A 22229-nucleotide genomic window follows, 5' to 3' on the forward strand; every position below is an offset into this window, starting at 1 on the left:
TACCACATAATACCCGCTAAAATACTAGGTGCAACAACTAGTGTCATATGTAGTTAAATTCATTGCCAATTTAACCTTATATTAACTTTTTATTAATCAAAAAACATCACTCTGTGCGATATGTCGAGATTTTTGCTAGTGCAGTTCCAACTGCATCACAAGTTGCTTACGCCACTTATACCCGCTCCACTTGAAGATGCACAATTCAGCCAAAGTTAAAATCACTTTAGACAAGTCAGTGTCTTATCGCTAGTAGTTATTCTCGGCTCTGGCATCCTGCTCCGCTCTCGATAATTGCTCTTGCATTATTCTACCTTCGACCATCCTTGGCCTCGTTCCTCCTAAATCTGACTGCCAAGGAGAGCCGGAATGTCTTATTTTGTATGGAACAAAATAGACCATTTAGCCGTATATCGAATGCCACATCCGCTGTATTAGTGATTTCCCTATGCCTTAAATATCAGCCGCACGTTGTGAACGTCTCACAACTTTCACTACTACATTGCATTGTCTCAAAAGGGAATAATCATTTCTTCCACAATGCGCTTTGAATTGAAAGCCCTCAGAATGCTCTAACTGAGCATATCCTTAATGGCATTGCTATTAAGTAAGGTTCGTTTTCAAATAGTGGCCTTGACCGCCTTTTGCAGCTAAATCATCAACAATAGCGACTAAACCATCCCAACGAAAAGCACACCAATCAGGTGCCAATAACATCGGCTTTTTCGCATAGGCGGTGACCCGATGAAAAATAATATCCTCAGGGGTGTGACGTATTAGCTCACCAACACTAAAGGCGTAATCTTCTATCGCTAATAAGTCCATCTTGTTGTTACGCCATGCTTTTGCCATAGTGCTACCCTCTACAATATGTAAAGGGTGTAGCTTCAACCCGTCAACACCAGCATCAAGTACTTTATTAAGTGTTACTAAGTAATCAGCGTGTCCCTCACCCGGTAACCCCAATATCAGATGGGTACAGACCTTAATGCCACGATCGCGAGCACGCTTTACAGTATCAGCGTAGACTTCAAAATCATGGCCACGATTGATTTTCTTTAACGTCTTATTATTAGCTGTCTGCAATCCAAGCTCAAGCCATACATCCAGCCCCTGCTGTTGATATTGTGCCAACAGTTCAATCACTTCATCAGGAACACAATCAGGCCGAGTCCCAACACACAAACCAACGATATCGGTATCTTGAATCGCTTCATCATACTTCTGTTTTAATACTAAGTACTCATCATAAGTACTGGTGTATGCCTGAAAATAAGCAATGTATTTAGACGGTTTAGTTGATAATCGCTCACGGCCTTGGCTTAACTGCGCTTGAATGGACAGCTCAGTTTTGTGCTCGTGGCTAAAAGACGCAACGTTACAATAAGTGCAGCCACCTTTGCCCAAGGTGCCATCTCGGTTTGGGCAGGTAAACTTTGCATCTATCGTCAGCTTGCGGATCCGCTCCCCATACTGCTGCTTACACACACTGCCAAACGTCTTAACGTAACTATCCAAGCCCAAAGCTAATCACCCACCAAAGAATTTGCGCCATTCTATTCATTTCTTTAAATCATTTATTAGCGCTAGCTCAAATAACGGTAATTTCGCTGTTATCTTTATCTGGTAAACATTATTTCATAAGTAACAGTCGCTTCTGCATAAATAGTCAAGAATGAAAGTGACTATCATTTCACTGTATTTGCAATAAAAATCACTTTCTTCAAATCGACAATAATCGCCCCAGTTGTTACAAATTAGTAAACAGCTTCAAGAGGTAAATTTAAAATTCTTTTTATTCATAAGGTTATAGGCAACATTTTACAGTTTACGTAAAGGTAAACCCAGTCATACAAGCGTATGAATTAACTAACAATGCTTAAATGTTATGCAATAAATTGGTTTGACCTTTAGCAAACTTAAGGTTAATTTGATTGATTCGGGTGAATATCTATAGAATATTTTTGCGTTATCTCCCGTGTTGTAGTCAGTTGAGGTTAGGAGTATACCAATGAGCTTATATCATCCAAGTTTTGAACGGGACAATTGTGGGTTTGGGCTTATTGCTCAAATGGACGGTGAAGCGAGTCACCGTATAGTACGTACCGCGATTCACGGATTGGACCGCATGAAGCACCGTGGTGGTATTGCCGCAGATGGACGCACAGGTGATGGTTGCGGATTATTAATGCAACTACCTACTGAATTTTTTAAAGCGATTGCAGCTGAAAATGACTGGCACCTAAGCCGTCGCTTTGCTGTAGGCATGCTTTTTCTTAGCCAAGATGAAGAGCTAGCGGCACAGACTAAGCACCTGCTAGAGCAAGAGTTACAAAAAGAGACCTTAAGTGTCGCTGGCTGGCGTGATGTGCCCGTCAATACCGACGTACTCGGTCCTATTGGCAAAGCGAGCCAACCTCAAATAGTGCAAGTATTGATTAATGCGCCTATTGGCTGGCGCGAAAAAGACCTTGAACGCCGCCTATATATGGCAAGACGCCGAGTAGAGCAGCAACTTCACCACGATAAAGATTTCTATATTGCTAGCCTCTCAGGCCAAGTTATCGTCTATAAAGGCTTAATGATGCCTGCTGACCTGCCCGCTTTTTATAGCGACTTGGCAGATATTCGTTTGCAAAGTGCTATCTGCTTATTCCATCAGCGCTTCTCAACTAACACTTCGCCTAAGTGGCCACTGGCACAACCGTTTAGATATTTAGCCCATAATGGTGAGATCAACACCATTACTGGTAACCGCCAATGGGCTAAAGCCCGTGCTTATAAGTTTCATGCACCGCTGTTACCTGACTTGCAACAAGCGGCGCCGTTCGTTAATGAAACAGGCTCTGACTCATCATCACTCGACAATATGTTAGAGATGCTGCTCGCTGGCGGTATGGATCTTTACCGAGCCATGCGTTTGCTTATTCCACCAGCATGGCAAAGTAATCCAGAGATGGATCCAGAGCTTAAAGCGTTTTACGACTTCAACTCGATGCACATGGAACCTTGGGATGGCCCTGCAGGCATCGTAATGACCAATGGTCGTCACGCTGCTTGTGCCGTTGACCGTAACGGTCTGCGCCCATCGCGATATGTGATCACTAAAGATCGCATTTTAACCCTCGCCTCTGAAGTCGGCATTTGGGACTACGCTCCCGATGAAGTGATAGAAAAAGGTCGCGTCGGCCCCGGTGAACTACTGGTACTTGATACCTTAAACGGTCAGCTATACTCATCGTTTGAAATCGATAACGATCTAAAACGCCGCCACCCATACAAAGAGTGGATGGCTAAAAACAGCAAGATATTAAAACCAGCGGAAGACTTCGGTCCTAACGATCAAGGCAAACGTGAGTTTAACGATGATCAACTGCTGCAGTACCAGAAGCATTTTGGCTATTCACGTGAAGAGTTAGAACAGGTCATTTGGGTACTGGCGCAAAAAGGGGAAGAAGCAACTGGCTCCATGGGCGACGATACACCAATGGCTGTGCTGTCTAAAAAGTCACGCACCATCTATGACTACTTCCGCCAAAAGTTTGCTCAAGTCACCAACCCGCCTATTGACCCATTGCGTGAAAAACACGTGATGTCATTAACGACTTGTGCCGGTCGCGAGCAAAACCTATTTAACGAAACAACCGGTCATGCCTACCGCGTAATGTTCAACTCACCAGTGCTACTCTTTAGCGATTTTAATCAGCTAATGGCATTGGATAGCACCTACTATCGCGCTAATACTGTCGATCTAAACTACGACTTAGCAGAGGGGCTTGAAGCCGCTATTAAGCGTATTTGTGACGAAGCAGAGCGTCTAGCTCGAACAGGTACAACGCTGCTGATCCTGTCAGACCGAGCTACCGCCAAATCTAAACAGGTTATCCCAGCGGCAATGGCAGTAGGCGCAGTACAACAGATTTTGGTCACTAAAAGCCTGCGCTGCGACACCAACATTATTGTAGAAACGGCATCAGCCAGAGATCCGCACCATTTTGCGGTACTACTCGGCTTTGGCGCGACCGCCATCTACCCCTACTTGGTGTATGAGTGCATTTCAGATCTTGCCCAACGCAACGGCGTAGAGAACACTCGAGACTTGATGCTTAACTTCCGTCAAGGTATCGACAAAGGTCTGCGTAAGATCATGTCTAAGATGGGTATTAGTACCGTGGCATCTTACCGTTGTAGCCAGCAGTTTGAAGCTGTAGGTTTAGCTGATGAAGTGGTTGACCTTTGCTTTAACGGCGTGATTAGTCGCATTCAGGGGGCTAATTTTGAGCTTATTGAGAAAGACCAACAGTTGTTACATAAGAATGCCTTTAGAGCGCATCAACAGCTTTCACAAGGCGGGCTACTTAAGTATGTTGAAGGCGGCGAATACCATTGCTTTAACCCTGATGTGGTTAACACCTTGCAAGCCAGCCTGCGCGACCAAGACTATGTAAACTACAAACGCTTTACCGAGTTGGTTGATGACCGCCCTATTGCGACCCTGCGTGATTTAATTAAGGTCGAAGGTGACTTATCTGCAATCGACGTTAAAGACGTTGAAGCTGCTAAAACCCTTTACACTCGCTTTGATAGTGCCGCCATGAGTATTGGTGCATTAAGCCCTGAAGCGCACGAAGCACTCGCTGTTGCCATGAACCGTCTAGGCGGCCGTTCAAACTCAGGTGAAGGCGGAGAAGATCCACGCCGCTTTAACAGCGAAGGTAACTCAGCGATTAAGCAGATAGCCTCTGGTCGCTTTGGCGTCACCGCGCACTACTTGGTCAATGCCGAAGTGCTGCAAATTAAAGTGGCGCAAGGTGCGAAACCCGGTGAAGGTGGACAACTTCCAGGCGATAAAGTTAGCGTTGAGATAGCCGCGCTGCGTAACGCTCGCCCAGGTGTCACGCTTATTTCACCGCCGCCGCACCATGATATCTACTCTATCGAAGATTTAGCACAGCTAATTTTCGACTTAAAACAGATTAACCCGAAGGCGCTAGTTTCAGTCAAGCTGGTATCAGAGCCTGGCGTCGGTACCATTGCTACAGGTGTTGCTAAGGCTTACGCCGATATGATCACCATTTCAGGCTATGACGGCGGTACAGGTGCAAGCCCAATCACCTCGGTTAAATATGCCGGTAGCCCTTGGGAGTTAGGTTTAGCTGAAGTACACCAATCTCTGGTTGCCAATGGTCTGCGCCATAAAATCCGCCTGCAAGTCGATGGCGGTTTAAAAACCGGTAAAGATGTGATTAAAGCTGCGCTACTTGGTGCAGAGAGCTTTGGTTTTGGTACCGTGCCGATGATTGCACTTGGCTGTAAATACCTGCGTATCTGTCATCTAAACAACTGTGCTACAGGTGTCGCGACCCAGAATAAACAGCTGCGTAATGAGCACTACCACGGTCTACCAGAGCGAGTAATGACTTACTTCGAGTTTGTCGCACAAGAGATCCGCGAGTACATGGCAGATCTCGGTGTTACCGAATTTGAGCAACTTGTTGGCCGCAGCGACTGGTTAAGCGCCATTGATGGCGAAACCGCTAAACAGCAAGCACTCGATTTAGCGCCAATTTTGTATAAACCTGAAGTACCTGCTACCTCAGCAGTCACTTGGCGCGAGACTAATCCGCCATCAGATCAAGGCCAACTTAATCAACGCCTAGTTGAAGACTGTAAAGAAGCGGTATTAGCAGGCGTGCCCATTTGTGAAATCTTCAATATTAACAATACCGACCGCTCTGTAGGTGCCAGCCTTTCAGGATTTATTGCCACTCATGTGGGACGAGACGGTGCCAAAGCGCCAATTACGCTTAAGTTTAATGGCAGTGCAGGTCAAAGCTTCGGCGTGTGGAACGCTCCTGGTCTTGAGCTGATGCTCTGCGGTGATGCCAATGATTACGTCGGTAAAGGCATGTCAGGCGGTAAGATTTCAGTTTATCCGCCACTGGGCAGCCCCTTCAAAACCGAACGTTCAACCATTTTGGGTAACACCTGTTTGTACGGTGCATCTGGCGGTAAGTTGTTTGCATCAGGTCAAGCAGGCGAGCGTTTCGCTGTGCGTAACTCCGGCGCAATTGCTGTCGTAGAAGGCCTAGGTGATAACGGCTGTGAATACATGACAGGCGGCATCGTAGTGGTACTTGGCCAAACAGGGGTTAACTTCGGCGCAGGTATGACGGGCGGATTTGCCTATATCTTCGACCAATTTGGTCACTTTAACCGCCGCGTTAACACCGAGATGGTCGACACTCACAAAGTACAATCGCCAATTCAACAGCAACACCTGCGTGAATTGATTGAGCAGCATGTTAAAGAGACCAACAGCGAACATGCCAAGATGATCTTAAATGATTTCGAAAACTGGCTAGATTGCTTCATTTTGGTGAAGCCTAAGAATGTTGCAGTTGACGACCTATTAAAGTTAGCGCAACCAGAACCTGCACTAGCAGTCAGAGCGGGGTAATGAATAATGAGCAATGATTTCCAGTTTATTGAAGTTGGGCGCAAAGACCCAACTAAACACGCAGCCAAACAGCGTGCAACGCAGTTTATAGAAATTTACCAGCCCTTTGCCCAACCACAGGTAAAAGAGCAAGCAGACCGCTGTTTAGACTGCGGTAACCCATATTGTGAGTGGAAGTGCCCACTGCATAACTACATCCCTAACTGGCTGCAACTGGCCAAACAGGGACGTATTATGGAAGCGGCGGACCTTGTCCACGAGACCAATACTCTGCCTGAGATCTGTGGCCGAGTTTGCCCACAAGACAGACTCTGTGAAGGGGCTTGTACCCTTAACGAAGAGTTTGGTGCGGTGACTATTGGTAACGTCGAAAAGTACATCACCGATACCGCTATTTCACAAGGCTGGCGACCGGATATGTCAAAAGTCACCGCCCGTAAAGAGCGAGTGGCAATTATTGGCGCAGGACCTGCAGGTCTTGGCTGCGCCGATATCTTGGCTCGCAACGGAGTACAAGCCGTTGTATATGACAAGAACGTGCAGATTGGTGGCCTACTTACTTACGGTATTCCGTCATTTAAGCTCGACAAAGAGGTGATGCAAATTCGCCGCAACGTGCTTGAGGGCATGGGGATAGAGTTTAAGCTTGGGGTTACCGTTGGCAAAGATGTCGACTTTAAAGAACTAATAGAAAACTACGACGCAGTCTTTTTAGGCATGGGCACCTACACCGCGATGAAAGCCAACCTCGTCGGCGAAGATGCGACCGGTGTACATCAAGCGCTGCCCTACCTTATCGGTAATACCCACAATGTGATGGGCACCGAATGTGTTGATAATCCATACCTAAGCCTTGAAGGAAAGCGTGTCGTGGTTCTCGGTGGTGGTGATACCGCCATGGATTGTGTTCGCACCGCCGTACGTCAAGGTGCCACTCAAGTCACTTGTGCATATCGCCGTGACGAAGAGAACATGCCCGGTTCACGCCGCGAAGTGCAAAATGCCCGTGAAGAGGGGGTTGAGTTTCTCTTTAACCGCCAACCCAGTGAGATCAAAACGGTTGACGGCAAAGTCGTTGGTATCGAGTGCATCGAAACCGAGTTAGGTGACGCCGATGATAGCGGTCGTCGCCGTCCACAGCCTATTGCTGGTAGCGAGCAAGTATTGGACGCCGACGCGATTATTATCGCCTTTGGTTTCCAGCCAAGCCCAGCAAAATGGCTAGGCGATTACAACATTGAGCTCAATGATTGGGGATTAGTCAAAGCGCCAAAAGTGGCTGACAACCCATTTCAGACCAGCAACCCTAAAGTGTTTGCCGGCGGCGATATGGTTCGCGGATCAGATCTTGTGGTCACCGCCATTGCCGAAGGCCGTGACGCCGCCATGGGGATCCTTAATTACCTAGAGGACGAATGATAGCCATTGGTAATAACTAACAAGTGGTTAATGGCAGAGTCAATACGCCCTTAATCAACTAAAAAGTTGTTTGTGATTGGCGCTCCGAATGGAGCGCTTTTTTTTGTTAAAAGCCCAAGCAAATAACAGATTAGCTTAGCTGCAGTTATGCCTTTTAAAATCTAGGATACAGCTATGCGTACTTACCAATAATATCCATTAAGTCTTCTACTTGGTGCGCAATGTAGTCGGGTTGTGTCTGCCAACGGCTTGGCTCAGAGCGACTGTAACCCGCAGCAACTGCTATTACCTGAGTGTCTTCACCCAAGGCAGCTTGCAGGTTACGAGCAAATTGGGTGTCAGCTTCGTGATCGCCGATATACATCAATAGTTGTCCATCAGCACTATCGAGCATTGACTCGACACACTTTATGCCACCAAAAGGATGAGGTTTCTGGTTGCCATTTGACACATCGTCATAACCGACAATAGCCTTAAATGGGTTGTCTATCTCATGGTTCTGCAGCACCCGGCGAATATTGTTTTGTGAATTTTGCGAACAGATCCCATGAGGTAGCTTAGAAAACTGCTGCACTACAGACTTGATACCATCAAACAGCATCACTTCTGTTTGGTTTTTTTCTTGATGCTCAGCCCACATGCCACCAGCCACAATCATTTCATCATGGGTGAGTCCGTAGTAATCAACATACAACTCTTGCCAGTTTTTCGCGCCGTGGTTGGCTACATGATAGGCATCTTCATCACGTAAGTAAGGAGGGAGATTGTCGCCAGTTAAATGCGGTGCAACAACCGATAAAATAGCTTTAGTAATATCAATATTCTTAGGCACTGAATTCACCAAGGTGCCGTCATAATCCCAAAGTATCGCATCAAGCTTCATCATTACCCCACAGCTAAAGAAAACAGCGCAAATCATACCGTTCGCAAGGTATTTTGCATACAGATAAACCGCTACTTTTTAGCCTAGTTAACATTGAGCATGCAATACCGTTAGCAATATGAGTTATCGATAGCGATGACTTAAAGTCTGATTTCTTTATATTTCAGTAACTTCAACCAGGTTGGATGTTCGAATATAGTGATCATATGGATTTGAATGAACCATCCATGCGCAGATGCTGCAGAAGCTCGCTATCAGTACCTCTGAGCTCACAAATCTCTCTGCGCCACACAGTTCACGTTTTAACCACGTGCTATAGCGCACATACTGAGGATACCTTGCTAGTATCCTCAATTATGTTGGTAGTACTCTCTAAGACGTCCATTAGGCATTTATAAGAGAAGTAACCAAATGAACGAGTTATTACTGCAAATAACGACACTCACCAACGGTGATCCTTTGTTGACAGCTGTAATTGTCGGAGTACTGACATTAACGTTAACAGGACTTGTGGCCTATATATTAAAAGATATCCCCTCGAAAATATTAGGCTGGGTCAGCAGCCTGCTGTTCATTCGGCTGACTATCGACGACAGCCAGCAAGCGCGCACAGAGATATTTAATAAGCTGTCCTTTCTGATAAGTAACACTACCGTTCCGCTGTTTTCACGATCTATCTCTGAAGCTGTCTATTTTGACTATAGTGCGAGCTACGACGGTCTTATCAGTGTTAAGTCCATTGGTTACGGCATGCATGTGTTTAAATACGACGGTTGCTTCATGCTGGCTACTCGGTCTAAGGTAGCCAGCACTAAGGCGTACGATACTATTACGGTAGCTGTACCTTGGTGGTCGAAAGATAAACTATATAGCTTTTTAGAAGGTGCTCGTGGAGACATATCTACTGCGCCGAAAGTTAATATTTTCGAGGAAGCTGAGTGGTGTCGCTATGGCACATTAAGGTCATCGGGTTTTAAAGAACTCGTGCTAGATGGCGGCTTTAAGCAGGAGTTACAACGTGAAGTTGGTGACTTTGCCAGTAGAGGTAAATCGGTTATCAGTAAGCTAACCCTGCTGTTACATGGGCAAACAGGTACAGGTAAGACGGGTATAGCGAGAGCCTTAGCCGTTGAGTATGATCGCGATCTATACATACTTAATCTTTCTACTGTAAACGATGTCACTGTTCATAAGGCGATTAGAAAGATACCGCCTGGAGCTATGTTATTAATCGAAGACTGTGATTGTGTAAAGGCTACGGTATCACGCGCTGCAGAAAGTAACGTAGATAACCCACCGCTAACCTTAGCTGGCGTACTTAACGCACTAGACGGCGTCATTCCTCTTGAAGACTGTCTTGTTGTCATGACCACTAACCATCTTGAGAGTCTCGATCCTGCTTTGATCCGTAAAGGCCGTGTAGATGTCAGTATTGAAGTTCCGCTAATAAGTGCCAAACAAATCAATGAAGACTACCAGGAGCGTTTTGGCGCAGTGCTCAACAGAACTGAGCCAATGTTAGGTTGTGAAGTGTATGAACTGCATCGTAGAGCCAGCTTAAGATATGGTGTGTGCTGTAAGCCTCTAGGCCTATTAGGCTGATCAGCTTTGATAAGATAGGACATCAGTGGTTCCAATGAGCTTTGGTCGGCGTATGTGCAGATACAGTACCGAGGTTAAGGGGATATATAGCAAACCAAGCGCAATTCAGCTGCCTTGAGCTTTTGCAAGTCGCCGTAAATATATCCCTATAGGCTCTACTAAATCATCCATGATTTAGCAGGTTGCATAGCTCAACCCAGATGAATACCTAGCAAGCCCATGGTAGTCGTTAACTCGCTTTTGGATGAAAGTGAGTTATCTTCTGACAAAGGTGGTTCCAATGACCTGCGGTCGGCGCATGTGCAGATACTGCAGAGGCTCGCCGTGAACACATCCTTGTGGGCTCAACGAAAACGTCCTGTTTTCGAAGGCCTCAGCCGTATCTACACTCGGTTAGAAAAGCGCAACCATTTAGCATTTGAGCCTTAAGTTAAGCCCAATGTAATTCAGCTGCATTGAGCTTCTACAAGTCGTGAATATATCCCTATAGGCTCTACTAAATCATCCATGATTTAGAAGCTTGCACAGCCCAAGTCGGACGAGTCGCTAGGAAGTAGTCGATAGCTTATTTTTGGACAGAAATGCGTTAGTGCAAAGGGTCTAAAAACCGGAATGGGATAAGTAAATGTATGGATAGCCAATTAAAGTTTACCCTGCCCCCACATATCCTTAACGCCCAATTAAGTTGCAGACCAACGCAAAACTGAACTCAAAGTAACGTGCCGATTACACTCAACCATTTGGAACTGAAAATGCCACGCGTTGGCTGTCAGCTTAAATTGTTTGTTATACATTTTGTATTGATATTACTTAACTCAACAAGTTCAAGCTTTGAATCAAACTCTGAATCATATATAAAGTCCAATAAACGATAACTTCCACAAGATGTCGGTACTACTGGGATTTTAAGTTTGACAATACCTTGGCTAGTATCTTTCTCTATTTCGAATACCCAAGCAAGTGCCCCTGAGTCCACTTGTTCATAACTAGAGACGGATAATGGGCTAAAAAATGAATCATAGATATAATCTAATTCCATAGCCAACCCAACTTCAATAAAATCACCATCGATTGGGAAGTACAACTTTAATCGATTATCCTTTTCAAACGACAGTGTTGTCGAGTTTCGAATAACACCAAAGCTCTCTTTATGAAATTCCTTCAGAATTGGCTCAATAACATCTAATATTGAGACTCGATCTTCTTTGTTTTTAGACCATACTTTATCACCTAGCTGACCTAAATTCGGTGGAGAAGCCTTACCGATAAAGCTACCAGGTCGAACGCAACACTGAATATTGCCAACATTTTTTACTGATACATTTGTATATGAAAACTGAAATGTAACTAAATCAAGGGGAATTGATTCTGGTAAAAGCTTATTGATATTAATCAAAAGCACTCTATTACCTTCAAATGACGCCTTTTCTTTAACACTTTCAGGGAAATCTAACCGAGAAATACAGATCAGGTGGTTAGCTCCCACCTCTTTTAATTTTTCTAACCAGTCGCAAAACGTTCCAATACTAACCTTTGATGTCCGATCTTGAACTTCAACTAATGTAACAGTTTGCCTTGCTTTAAGTCCGCTCCTAATGACCACGTCACATTGCCTAGTTCGAGCAGAAGGAGAGTTCAAAACTGGCAGAAACACATTTTGTTCAATTTCTGAGTCAGGAGATAATGAGCTTTCGATTATTGCCACAATTTTTTCTAAATCATCACCAGCTTTACTCATATTACCTCCAAGTATTATGCCTCAAAAATGTATAACAGTATATTAGGCTGAATTCCGAATAAGAACGGTCTTAATAAGATCAGGTCGCCAGTACTTTAATCACTCAAGACTAACAGTAAACTAGTGTATCAACAATGAGTTATAACATAGAAAGAACTGATTCTCTGTTTCTTTGCCTGAGTGAAACAAAGAACCTCTATCATTGCATAAAGTGCAATGTTCACGCAGGAAGAAAAGTCTCTAGGCTCCGGCCTATATGATAACTCGGGGGCAGGTCTTGTATCTTGCGTCCCACATTAGCTTTTGTAAGTCCAAAGCTCTAATTGTGCTACTTACCATTTTTATCAGTAAAAATGATTATGGGGCAAAAATTAGTTTCAAAAACTCGCAGAGCACACCAACTCCCCATCGGAGTTGCCGAAATACGTTGAAGAAATAGCCGTAATGCCCACACGGATGTGGGCATAGCTTTCGCGGGACAGGATGTCCCATCGGAAGCGTTAGGCTATTTTGAATAAGTGTGAGGGAGACAACTTCGTCTGGGGCGCTGAGGGATTGTCAAGGGGCGCAAGCGCTTTGCCCCTTGGCTCGGGTGTGGGCGAAGCGCCACGACTTTTCTTTTACTTAAAATGGAAGCAAAGCTTCATGAACGTAACTTGGATTTGGGCAAACCAAGTTACAAAACTCGCAGAGCACACCAACTCCCCATCGGAGTTGCCGAAATACGTTGAAGAAATAGCCGTAATGCCCACACGGATGTGGGCATAGTTTTCGCAGGACAGGCCGTTCTTTGGCATCCATGCCATCACGGCATTCGCAAATCCATTTACATCAGATGTCCCATCGGAAGCGTTAGGCTATTTTGAATAAGTGCGAGGAAGAAAACTTCGTCTGGGGCGCTGAGGGATTGTCAAGGGGGACAAGCGCTTTCCCCCTTGACTCTGGTGTGGGCGAAGCGCCACGACTTTTCGGCCGCAAGGCCGCATCCACACCATAGAAAAACTCCCCCCTTACCAAAAAACAAACCATTTGGTTCACTTCCCATGCTAAGCTTTTAGCTTAATCACAACCTCTTTAAACCGCTACGCGTATATTCAACCCTATGAACAAACTCAGCCGAAATGAAAGACTGACAGTGATCTTAAAACTGCTCAGTGAACACAAAACCTTATCCAATGCCCAACTTGCCAAGTTACTGCAAGTCACGCCCAAGACCATTCGTTGCGATCTGGTGTTACTGCAAAACGAGCGACAGGTGATAAGGACTCATGGTGGTGTACAGATCTCAGCGGAGTTCGATGCCGATAAATATTGTCTGGATAACCTATTATCACAGTTAACCAGCAATGCCAGTTTATCGAGTCCATCCGCGCAGACTCCTAGTAAACGTAGAGGTAATGAAATGAATAACAAGGTGTTTATACTCGGCTCTTTTAATGTCGATATCGTCTCTACATTGGAGCGTTTTCCCCAGCCCGGTGAAACGTTACATGCGCTGAGCAATAATATTGGTGCTGGCGGTAAAGGGGCAAACCAAGCTTATGCAGCAGCAAAGGCTGGCGCCAATGTCACCTTTATGACCAAAATCGGTAAAGACCAATTTAGCCACTTCGCAAAAGAGCATCTGGCAACAACGGGGATCAATAACACTATTATCGCCGAATCAGACAGCAGCCCGACTGGCAATGCCCTCATCTATGTCTGTCAGCAAACCGGTGAAAACATGATTGCAGTGCACTCTGGTGCCAATACTGAAATTAGCCAGCAAGAGATCATACAAGCGGAGCAACACATTGTGGGGGCTGATCTGCTGCTGACTCAACTTGAGAACAATATCGATGCGGTTAAACAGGCGATGCAGATAGCGCACGCCCATGGCGTAAATGTGGTGCTTAACCCAGCGCCCTACCATAGCGAGACTCCAAGTTTATTGGAGTATGTGGATATGGTGACCCCAAATGAAACTGAAGCGTCTTTGATGACAGGCATCGAAGTGACCGATCTTAATAGCGCTAAACAAGCCGCGATAAAAATCAGTGAAATGGGGGGAAACAAAGTGGTTATTACCCGCGGCGCTCAAGGTGTACTTTTGTATGAAAACGGCCGTTTCAGCGAAGTTGCCGCCATAAAATGCGTGGTGACTGATACCACGGGTGCGGGGGATGCCTTTAACGGCGCGCTGGTTGCGCAAATAGTAAAAGGCGACAGCCTATTGGATGCGGCAAGATTTGCCAACGCCTATGCCTCATTGGCTGTAGAGCGTGAAGGCGCAGCGAATATGCCAGATGCGAGCTTAGTCGCTGCAAGACTTTAATAGCCCGAGGTTTAACCGTTTTCCTGCTAGCATAAGTCTGTAAGTCACAAAAAAGCCTAGTGTTAAACACTAGGCTTTTTTAGCTATGCGCTCAGCCTAAAAACCGTCCTCAGCTTTCAAGCCCGATAATCACTGCTGCTTTTGGCCGTAATCAATAATGGTTTGGCGGTAAATTTCCAGCAGCTCGGTATCATTCACTGCAACGCCAATACGCTGTGGTGTTTGAGTTTGCCACTCATCATGCATGTATTGACGGCCATCGAATTTCTGAATGGTCATCCCTTCAGCAGGTCCTTCAGTCACCACGCGTACCGGCCCCTCTCTGAGGGTGAACAGCTCTGGCTTAATCACATAAGCAATCGCTGATGGGTCGTGTACATGACAAGCATTTAAGCCCACTTTCTCTTTGTAAAACTTAAGATAGAAGCGACTAACGTCCCAAATAAACTGACCGACTTCAGCGGCATCATCACGCAGCTTGTCTAAATAGTCTGCCGTAAAGAAGCTTTGCTCAGTAACATCAAGCCCAATAATCACTACAGGCCAAGCTGCGCCAAATACAATATCAGCAGCATGAGGATCGTCATGGATATTAGCCTCTGCATATGGGGTCACATTACCGCGGTGATCATTAACCCCAAATGCGCCGCCCATAATCACCACTTCCTTAACCAAATTCACAATATTAGGCTCAGCTTGCAGCGCCAACGCTAAATTCGTCAAAGGTCCAATAGCCACTAACGTGATCTCGTTTGGTTCGGCTGTTACCGCGTCAATGATATATTGGTAAGCTGGGCGACTATCGGCCTTGCCCGCGACATCAGCAGGTACCTGCACATTACCAAAACCACTTTCGCCATGTACCGCTACTGTTGGCCCAACCGGCGGTCTAACAATGGGTTTGCTAGCGCCTTCTGCTACATCGGCCTCAAGGCCGTACTTTTGTTTTAGGTACAGAGCGTTATGCGTCGCGCCCGCAATGGTCACGTTACCGTAAATAGTGGTTATCGCTTTGAGCTCTATCTCAGGGTGCGCCTCAGCGAACAGGATCGCCATGACATCATCAATCCCTGGATCTGTGTCTAATATTATTTTTTTAGCCATTGAATCTATCATCCTGTTTTTGTGATATCGATACCCAGCGGTTGCGCTGTTGCACATTAAGCGCCCTGTGACATAAACATCAATATCAAATGAGTTAAAAGTGAATACGTAAAAAGCTTAGCAGCTTAACAACCCCCTAATATACGGACAGTGTTAAACAAGGAGTGTGATAAAACCAATAACTTCTACAAAAAAGAGAACAACTCGGTTCGTATATCAAACTTGTGCTTTAAAACTACTTTTACTTAGTAGGCATAATGCAGCAATCCCCTTAGCGTCAATGAGCTGATTATGGGCTAATCGCCTCCCCTGAAAACAAAAGCATCGTCATTCAAATAACAACCCCCAAGAGCTATCGAATACTAAAGATTACGGTTGAAACTAATTTTTGTTCAAATTTTATTTTTTGCAAAACAGCTAGGATTGAACACTTATCATTCGCTGATTTAGTCCTATGTTAATCAGCCACTTACAGCCAAACACTCCCAAGCATAAATCCACAAAACGAATCTGTGATTCAAGTCGCAAATTTTAATAAAGGTTGATAGTTACAGCTCTAACCATTAGAGTTGTTATTAATTGAACGTTCAATTAACAATTTACACTACAAAAATACTAACAATAATAGCCATTCAGGATCTTGCCTTTTATGCCGCGCCCGCCAATGAAAACTGTCCGCCAACAACAGCTCATCGACGCCACTTTAGTCTCGGTTGAACAACATGGGTTACACAACACCACCATCAATACGATTAGTGGTTTGGCAGGGTTATCATCAGGGTTAATTAGCCATTACTTTGGTGGCAAGCAAGGGTTAATTGAAGCAACACAAAAATACCTACTCGATCAGCTTAAACAAGCGCTACTGAGCCGCACGGCAGATAAAGAGTTACTGCCACTTGCGAGGTTACACGCCATTGTTGAGGCCAACTTTACCGAGTTGCAACGCTCAAGACCGGCAACCAAAACCTGGTTAAGCTTTTGGTCACAAGCCATGCACGAGCCAGGGCTTGCAAGGCTGCAACATATCAACAGCCAACGCCTATATAGCAATCTTCTGTTCTCTTTCAAAAAACTACTTCCCGATACCAGCGCCATCACTGCAGCTAAACAAACTGCCGCCATGATTGATGGATTTTGGTTGCGTAGTGCCTTGAGCGCTGCACCAGAGAAAGAGTTCGAACAGGCACAAATTTTATGTAAGGCCTTTATCGAGGCAGTGATCATGCAGTACGGAGAAACCCGATGTCACTAGTTGTATATCCAAACTATATCCATGGACAAGCGCTCAAAAACAGTAGCGGCGAAACCTTTGAAGTGATTAACCCAGCAACAGGCAAGGTCAACTATTTAGTTGAAGTTGCCGATGAAAAGATCCAACAAGCAGCAATAGAAAGTGCCAAAGCAGGCTTAGCCGTATGGTCGGCAATGACCACCTTTGAGCGCAGTCGTATTTTACTTAAAGCGGTTGCACTGCTTCGCGAGCGCAACGACGAGCTAGCAGCAATAGAAGTACAAGATACCGGTAAGCCATGGCAAGAAGCCTCAGTAGTTGATGTGGTGACCGGTGCCGATTCAATTGAGTTCTTTGCTGGGCTTGCGCCGAGTATCGAAGGCAACCAACAATCGGTTGGCGATGATTTTTATTACACCCGCCGCGAACCTTTAGGCATTTGTGCCGGGATTGGCGCCTGGAACTATCCGCTACAGATCGCCTGCTGGAAATCAGCCCCCGCACTCGCATGCGGTAATGTGATGATCTTTAAGCCGTCGGAAGAAACGCCCCTTGGTGCATTAAAGCTTGCAGAGATATTTACCGAAGCTGGCGTACCCGATGGTGTATTCAACGTAGTGCAAGGTGATGGCCGCGTGGGCGCTTGGCTAACGCATAATGAAGAGATTGCAAAAGTGTCGTTCACCGGTGAAGTCGGCACAGGCAAAAAAGTCATGGCAGCAGCTGCCAGCTCACTAAAAGAAGTCACTATGGAGCTTGGCGGTAAGTCACCGCTAATCGTCTTCAACGACGCTGATCTCGACAATGCTGTATCAGCGGCGATGTTAGGTAACTTCTATACCCAGGGCGAAATTTGCACCAATGGCACACGAGTGTTTGTGCAGCAAGATATCTACCCTCAATTTATTGAAAAACTCCTTAAACGCACTAAAGAGAATATTGTCTGCGGCGATCCTATGGATCCTGCAACGAACTTTGGCGCGCTCATCTCTAAACCGCACCTGGATAAGGTGATGAGTTACATTGAGATTGGCAAGCAAGAAGGCGCTGAGCTACTTGCAGGCGGCCACACTTTAAGCCCTGATAACTGCCCTAACGGCTATTTTGTTGCGCCGACTATTTTTGGTCAGTGCAATGATGAAATGACCTTAAGCCAACAGGAGATCTTCGGCCCAGTGATGTCGGTACTGCCGTTTAATGATGAAGATGAAGTCATTCGCCGCGCTAATGACACTCGCTTAGGCTTGGCCGCAGGCGTGTTTACTCAAGACATTACCCGCGCTCACCGCGTGATACATCAGATGCAAGCAGGTATTTGCTGGATAAATGCCTATGGCGCCTCACCAGCAGAGATGCCTGTCGGCGGCTATAAGATGTCGGGTATTGGCCGTGAAAACGGCAGCGAAACCCTAAAAGCTTACACTCAAATCAAAGCCGTATACGTGGGTATGCAGCCTCTTGAAAGTCCATTTTAAGGCGCTGACATGACCTCTAAATCAAACGAAAAGTACGACTATATTATTGTTGGTGCAGGTAGTGCAGGCTGTGTACTCGCCAACCGTTTATCTGCCGATGCCAACAACAAAGTGCTGCTACTAGAAACCGGTGGTAGCGACAAGAGCATCTTTATTCAGATGCCAACGGCACTGTCTATTCCAATGAATACCGCTAAGTATGCCTGGCAGTTTGAAACCGAAGCTGAGCCGCATCTTGATAACCGCCGTATGCACTGCCCTCGAGGCAAGGTACTGGGCGGTTCCTCATCAATTAACGGCATGGTCTATGTGCGTGGCCATGCGCGTGATTTTGATGAGTGGCAGCAAGAGGGTGCTAAAGGTTGGGATTATGCCCATTGCCTGCCCTACTTCAAAAAAGCAGAAAGCTGGGCATTTGGTGAAGACGATTACCGCGGCGTAGCCGGACCTCTTGCGGTTAATAACGGCAATGAGATGAAAAACCCGCTCTATAAAGCCTTTGTAGATGCTGGCGTTGACGCTGGTTACTTAGCCACTGATGACTACAACGGCGCACAGCAAGAAGGTTTTGGCGCCATGCACATGACCATTAAAAATGGTGTACGCTGGTCAACCTCTAATGCTTATCTGCGCCCTGCGATGAAGCGCAGCAACCTCACCGTTATCACCCATGCATTGGTGCATAAAGTATTATTTTCGACTAAAGCAGGCGAAAGCAAAAAAGCGGTCGGGGTACACTTTGAGCGCAAAGGTAAGCACATCGAGGTCAACGCCAATAAAGAGGTCATCCTCTCGGCAGGCTCTGTCGGTTCGCCGCACATTCTACAGCTATCAGGTATTGGTGCAGCCGATACTCTAAAACAAGCTGGCATTGAGCAAGTGCATGAACTGCCTGGAGTGGGTGAGAATCTACAAGATCACCTAGAGTTCTATTTCCAATTTAAGTGCCTTAAGCCAATATCGCTTAATGGCAAACTCGACCCGTTGAATAAGTTATTTATCGGTACCCGTTGGATCTTGAATAAATCTGGACTGGGCGCCACTAATCACTTTGAGTCTTGTGGATTTATTCGCTCAAAAGCTGGGCTTGAGTGGCCAGACTTACAATATCACTTCCTGCCAGCAGCAATGCGTTATGACGGCAAAGAAGCTTTTGCTGGCCATGGATTTCAGGTGCACATTGGCCATAACAAACCTAAAAGCCGCGGCAGTATTAAAGTGGTTTCTAGTGATGCGCATGTTGCGCCAAGTATTCAGTTTAATTACCTGTCGCATCAAGATGATATTGAAGGCTTTCGCGCCTGTGTTCGCCTTACTCGCGAGATCATCAATCAGAACGCACTCGATGAATATCGCGGCGAAGAGATCCAGCCAGGTATTAGCGTGCAAACCGATGAGCAGATAGACAGCTTCGTACGAAGCTCAGTTGAGAGTGCTTACCATCCATCTTGCTCATGCAAAATGGGCGAAGACGCGATGGCAGTGGTTGATTCACAGACCCGAGTACGCGGCATGGAAGGCCTTAGAGTGGTTGATTCCTCTATTTTCCCAACCATTCCAAATGGCAATTTGAATTCGCCGACCATTATGGTCGCAGAGCGAGCGGCAGACTTGATTTTAGGTCATACGCCATTAGCGCCGAGCACAGCGCCAGTGATTACTGCCAACAATTGGCAGCAACAACAGCGCAACCAATTACCAAAGAGATAGCGCCACAAGATAGGTCGCTTGGTTTAGCGCAGCATTTAAGCGCTAAGCCAGTCGATGTCCCCAGCGAACTGGAGATGATCCGCAATCAATTTGCGCATTTCAAAATAGCTGGGTATAGGCCTCGGTCAGCCTAAGCTAAGTAGGGCTAAATGGCCATAATCGCCAACTGTAATTTATCAAACCTTAACTTTCGTTAAATCGATAATTAAGGCTTGAGGGATTTTTGCGGCCAAAATTTGGCGCAAGTTAGCATAACAATAATAAACACAAGGATTTAAACCCATGTTTTATAACAACAATAAGTCGGGAGTTCTGTAATGACTACTTGGCTTACTATAGGGATATTATTTACGTTCGCAGCCATCGCTTTTGTGATTTATCGCTGGGGCAATGTTAAGTGTGTCGGAGTCACACCCGTGCGTACTTTCACCTTTATCGCCATTTTGTTTACCTCAGGTTTGGACGTGGGACTGATTATGTTCCCACTGACGGAGTTTGGCGGTTACGCTGACGTCGCGGCGAGCCCTGAATACGGCTTTACCAATCCACTCGCCATTGAGTTTGGCTTCTGGGCATTTCTAATCTGGGCGTTTTACTTTCTGACCTGTTTCTATTTCTGTGTCATAGAGCCAAGAGTCAAGTTCTTCGAAATCCCACTGATTAAGTTCATCAATAACGTGGTGATTATTGGTACTTGTGCGTTTACCGCTTACCTACTACTGACCAACTTACCTTGGTATCTACCAGAGATGGGCGATGGCGAAACGGTTGTTAGCAGCTTCTATCTCATCGTATTTGTGATTATTGCCGCTGCAGTTTACTCAAGCACGAGTATTCGCTACGTACGTAAGTTGAGTTTAGCCAGCACTTGGTTGTTCATGGGCTTAATTGTCTTGATGTGGGCCGGCGCATTCTTATCAAAAGACTCAGGTGTGGGCGAGTTTGTCACTACCTTTGCCATGCTCGGGGACTACTTCGGTAATATCCACCAATTTGTGTTGCCATTAAATGATTACCACGAGTTCTACCTTTTCTGGTGGTTTGCTTGGAGCATCATGATTGGTCAGTTTACTTCTCGCTTTGTCGGCGGCATGAAAACCTATCAGGTATTGATTGCGATGATGGTATTCCCATCACTGCCTATCGCCGTTTGGTTTACGGTGCTGTACTACTACAGTGCCAATGAGATAGCCACCACTGGCTTCTACAACATCGCCATGGTGTTAGTGGGCATTACCTTTGTAGTCAACTCACTCGACTCACTGATCCGCCTATATACCGACAACCTAAACCTTACGGTCGAACGTTTCGGCAAGACCAAATATATCGTCGGCAATATCGTGCTAATGAGTGGTCTGACACTACTGTTCCAGCTTAACTTCCTTGAGATCCAGTGGGTTGGCGCATTAGCTATTGCACTTATTTTGGCGTGCTTTGGTTATATCTTAGCCACCAAATTTAACAAAGTGGCTGCGATTGAGCATTCACCAAAAGAAAACAAAATTGATTTTAGCAAAATTGAATTAGCTAACTAATAAGAAAGAAAGGGAAATGATGAAAACAACAATTAAAAGTCTTGCGCTAGTAGGCCTAATGGCTTTACCTACCTCTGCCTTTGCAGGTGTGAGCTCAACCGTTAACGCAACTTCTGATTACACCTTTAACGGTGTGAGCCAAACAGACAACGGTCCAGCCCTGCAGGCAAGCCTCGACTATGCAGCCGATGCTGGCTGGTATGTTGGAACTTGGGCATCGAACGTTGATTACGGCTCTGGCGATGACACTTGGTTAGAACTAGACTTTTACGGCGGTATGTTTTACCAGCTAAGCGAACGTGTTTCACTAGATGCTGGTATTGCTTACTACACTTACCATGGTGATGACGCTTCTAGCGATTACAAATACCCAGAGGTTTACACCAAATTTGGTTACGCTTCATCAGCTGGTCAAACTGAGCTGAACTTCTGGTATACCTGGGATTACTTTGGTGTTGATGCAGGCCACTACATCATGATGGCCGCGCACACATTTACTGTTGCTGAAGGTCACGATATCCGTATTAGCTTTGATCGTTCTACCTCTACCGATGAAGCTAAATGGTCTTGGGATGGCGATAAGGCGTATAACCATTACCGCGCTGAATACATGACGAGCTGGAAAGGTTTCGACTTTAATCTAGCCGTTGAAGACACCAGCATGGATATCGACACTGCCGATACTCGCGCCGTACTGTCTGTTGCAAGAACCTTTAACTTCTAAGATCGCTTAGCTAAGTTGCACATGCAGTCTA

13 protein-coding genes are annotated in these 22229 nt (G+C 45.8%); 9 read left to right on the top strand and 4 right to left on the bottom strand.

Annotation, left to right across the window (positions count from 1 at the left end; genetic code table 11):
* Positions 1–603: 603 nt before the first annotated feature.
* A complete protein-coding gene (gene mnmL, locus L2730_RS12970; protein ID WP_248974973.1) occupies positions 604–1524 on the bottom strand; it encodes a tRNA modification radical SAM protein MnmL/YtqA in 921 nt (306 codons plus the stop codon).
* 487 nt (positions 1525–2011) lie between these two features.
* Between mnmL and gltB the strand changes: the two genes are divergently transcribed.
* Both gltB and L2730_RS12980 read left to right on the top strand, forming a co-directional pair.
* Entirely contained in the window at positions 2012–6460 is a 4449-nt protein-coding gene (gene gltB / locus L2730_RS12975) for a glutamate synthase large subunit (RefSeq protein WP_248974974.1), read from the top strand.
* A 6-nt stretch (positions 6461–6466) separates the two neighbouring features.
* On the top strand, positions 6467–7879 hold the full coding sequence (locus L2730_RS12980) for an FAD-dependent oxidoreductase (RefSeq protein ID WP_248974975.1): 1413 nt from the start codon (positions 6467–6469) through the stop codon (positions 7877–7879).
* A 172-nt stretch (positions 7880–8051) separates the two neighbouring features.
* On the opposite strand, the gene L2730_RS12985 is transcribed toward L2730_RS12980, so the two are convergent.
* Positions 8052–8765: an HAD family hydrolase gene (locus L2730_RS12985; RefSeq protein WP_248974976.1), complete on the bottom strand. Its 714-nt coding sequence runs from the start codon at positions 8763–8765 to the stop codon at positions 8052–8054.
* Positions 8766–9173: 408 nt separating this feature from the next.
* Here L2730_RS12985 and L2730_RS12990 point away from each other — a divergent pair, with 408 nt between their 5' ends.
* The gene (locus tag L2730_RS12990) at positions 9174–10364 is read left to right on the top strand and encodes an AAA family ATPase (protein ID WP_248974977.1); all 1191 of its coding nucleotides are present in this window, start codon (positions 9174–9176) and stop codon (positions 10362–10364) included.
* 769 nt (positions 10365–11133) lie between these two features.
* Here L2730_RS12990 and L2730_RS12995 read toward each other — a convergent pair.
* Complete coding sequence (locus L2730_RS12995) at positions 11134–12102, bottom strand: hypothetical protein (protein ID WP_248974978.1); 969 nt, start codon at positions 12100–12102, stop codon at positions 11134–11136.
* A gap of 1135 nt (positions 12103–13237) precedes the next feature.
* Between L2730_RS12995 and rbsK the strand changes: the two genes are divergently transcribed.
* Positions 13238–14416 carry a ribokinase gene (rbsK, locus tag L2730_RS13000; RefSeq protein WP_248974979.1) on the top strand — a complete coding sequence of 393 codons (1179 nt, stop codon included), beginning with the start codon at positions 13238–13240 and terminating at the stop codon, positions 14414–14416.
* Positions 14417–14545: 129 nt separating this feature from the next.
* Here the strand turns inward: rbsK and L2730_RS13005 are convergent, their stop codons facing one another.
* Complete coding sequence (locus L2730_RS13005; protein ID WP_248974980.1) at positions 14546–15520, bottom strand: nucleoside hydrolase; 975 nt, start codon at positions 15518–15520, stop codon at positions 14546–14548.
* Between the two features lie 649 nt (positions 15521–16169).
* Here L2730_RS13005 and betI point away from each other — a divergent pair.
* The 5 genes from betI (at position 16170) to L2730_RS13030 (ending at position 22198) form a co-directional block, all read left to right on the top strand.
* Positions 16170–16775: a transcriptional regulator BetI gene (gene betI, locus L2730_RS13010; RefSeq protein WP_020913831.1), complete on the top strand. Its 606-nt coding sequence runs from the start codon at positions 16170–16172 to the stop codon at positions 16773–16775.
* A complete protein-coding gene (betB, locus tag L2730_RS13015; protein WP_248974981.1) occupies positions 16766–18229 on the top strand; it encodes a betaine-aldehyde dehydrogenase in 1464 nt (487 codons plus the stop codon). The genes betI and betB overlap by 10 nt, the downstream gene beginning before the upstream one ends.
* A 9-nt stretch (positions 18230–18238) precedes the next feature.
* A complete protein-coding gene (gene betA / locus L2730_RS13020; RefSeq protein ID WP_248974982.1) occupies positions 18239–19939 on the top strand; it encodes a choline dehydrogenase in 1701 nt (566 codons plus the stop codon).
* A 317-nt stretch (positions 19940–20256) separates the two neighbouring features.
* Positions 20257–21474 (top strand): BCCT family transporter, encoded by a 1218-nt coding sequence (locus L2730_RS13025; protein WP_248974983.1) that lies wholly within the window; start codon positions 20257–20259, stop codon positions 21472–21474.
* Between the two features lie 19 nt (positions 21475–21493).
* Complete coding sequence (locus L2730_RS13030; protein WP_044556495.1) at positions 21494–22198, top strand: TorF family putative porin; 705 nt, start codon at positions 21494–21496, stop codon at positions 22196–22198.
* The last annotated feature ends 31 nt before the right edge of the window (positions 22199–22229 follow it).

Origin of the sequence: Shewanella kaireitica, assembly GCF_023284045.1 — a bacterium.
GTDB classification, from domain to species: Bacteria; Pseudomonadota; Gammaproteobacteria; order Enterobacterales; family Shewanellaceae; genus Shewanella; species Shewanella kaireitica.

What these genes read in the sequence shown, in the direction of transcription:
- betB (WP_248974981.1), top strand. Translation starts at nt 16,766, where the DNA reads ATGTCACTAGTTGTATATCCAAACTATATCCATGGACAAGCGCTCAAA.
- L2730_RS12980 (WP_248974975.1), top strand. Translation starts at nt 6,467, where the DNA reads ATGAGCAATGATTTCCAGTTTATTGAAGTTGGGCGCAAAGACCCAACT.
- betI (WP_020913831.1), top strand. Translation starts at nt 16,170, where the DNA reads ATGCCGCGCCCGCCAATGAAAACTGTCCGCCAACAACAGCTCATCGAC.
- L2730_RS13025 (WP_248974983.1), top strand. Translation starts at nt 20,257, where the DNA reads ATGACTACTTGGCTTACTATAGGGATATTATTTACGTTCGCAGCCATC.
- L2730_RS13030 (WP_044556495.1), top strand. Translation starts at nt 21,494, where the DNA reads ATGAAAACAACAATTAAAAGTCTTGCGCTAGTAGGCCTAATGGCTTTA.
- L2730_RS12985 (WP_248974976.1), bottom strand. Translation starts at nt 8,765, where the DNA reads ATGATGAAGCTTGATGCGATACTTTGGGATTATGACGGCACCTTGGTG.
- L2730_RS12995 (WP_248974978.1), bottom strand. Translation starts at nt 12,102, where the DNA reads ATGAGTAAAGCTGGTGATGATTTAGAAAAAATTGTGGCAATAATCGAA.
- gltB (WP_248974974.1), top strand. Translation starts at nt 2,012, where the DNA reads ATGAGCTTATATCATCCAAGTTTTGAACGGGACAATTGTGGGTTTGGG.
- L2730_RS13005 (WP_248974980.1), bottom strand. Translation starts at nt 15,520, where the DNA reads ATGGCTAAAAAAATAATATTAGACACAGATCCAGGGATTGATGATGTC.
- betA (WP_248974982.1), top strand. Translation starts at nt 18,239, where the DNA reads ATGACCTCTAAATCAAACGAAAAGTACGACTATATTATTGTTGGTGCA.
- L2730_RS12990 (WP_248974977.1), top strand. Translation starts at nt 9,174, where the DNA reads ATGAACGAGTTATTACTGCAAATAACGACACTCACCAACGGTGATCCT.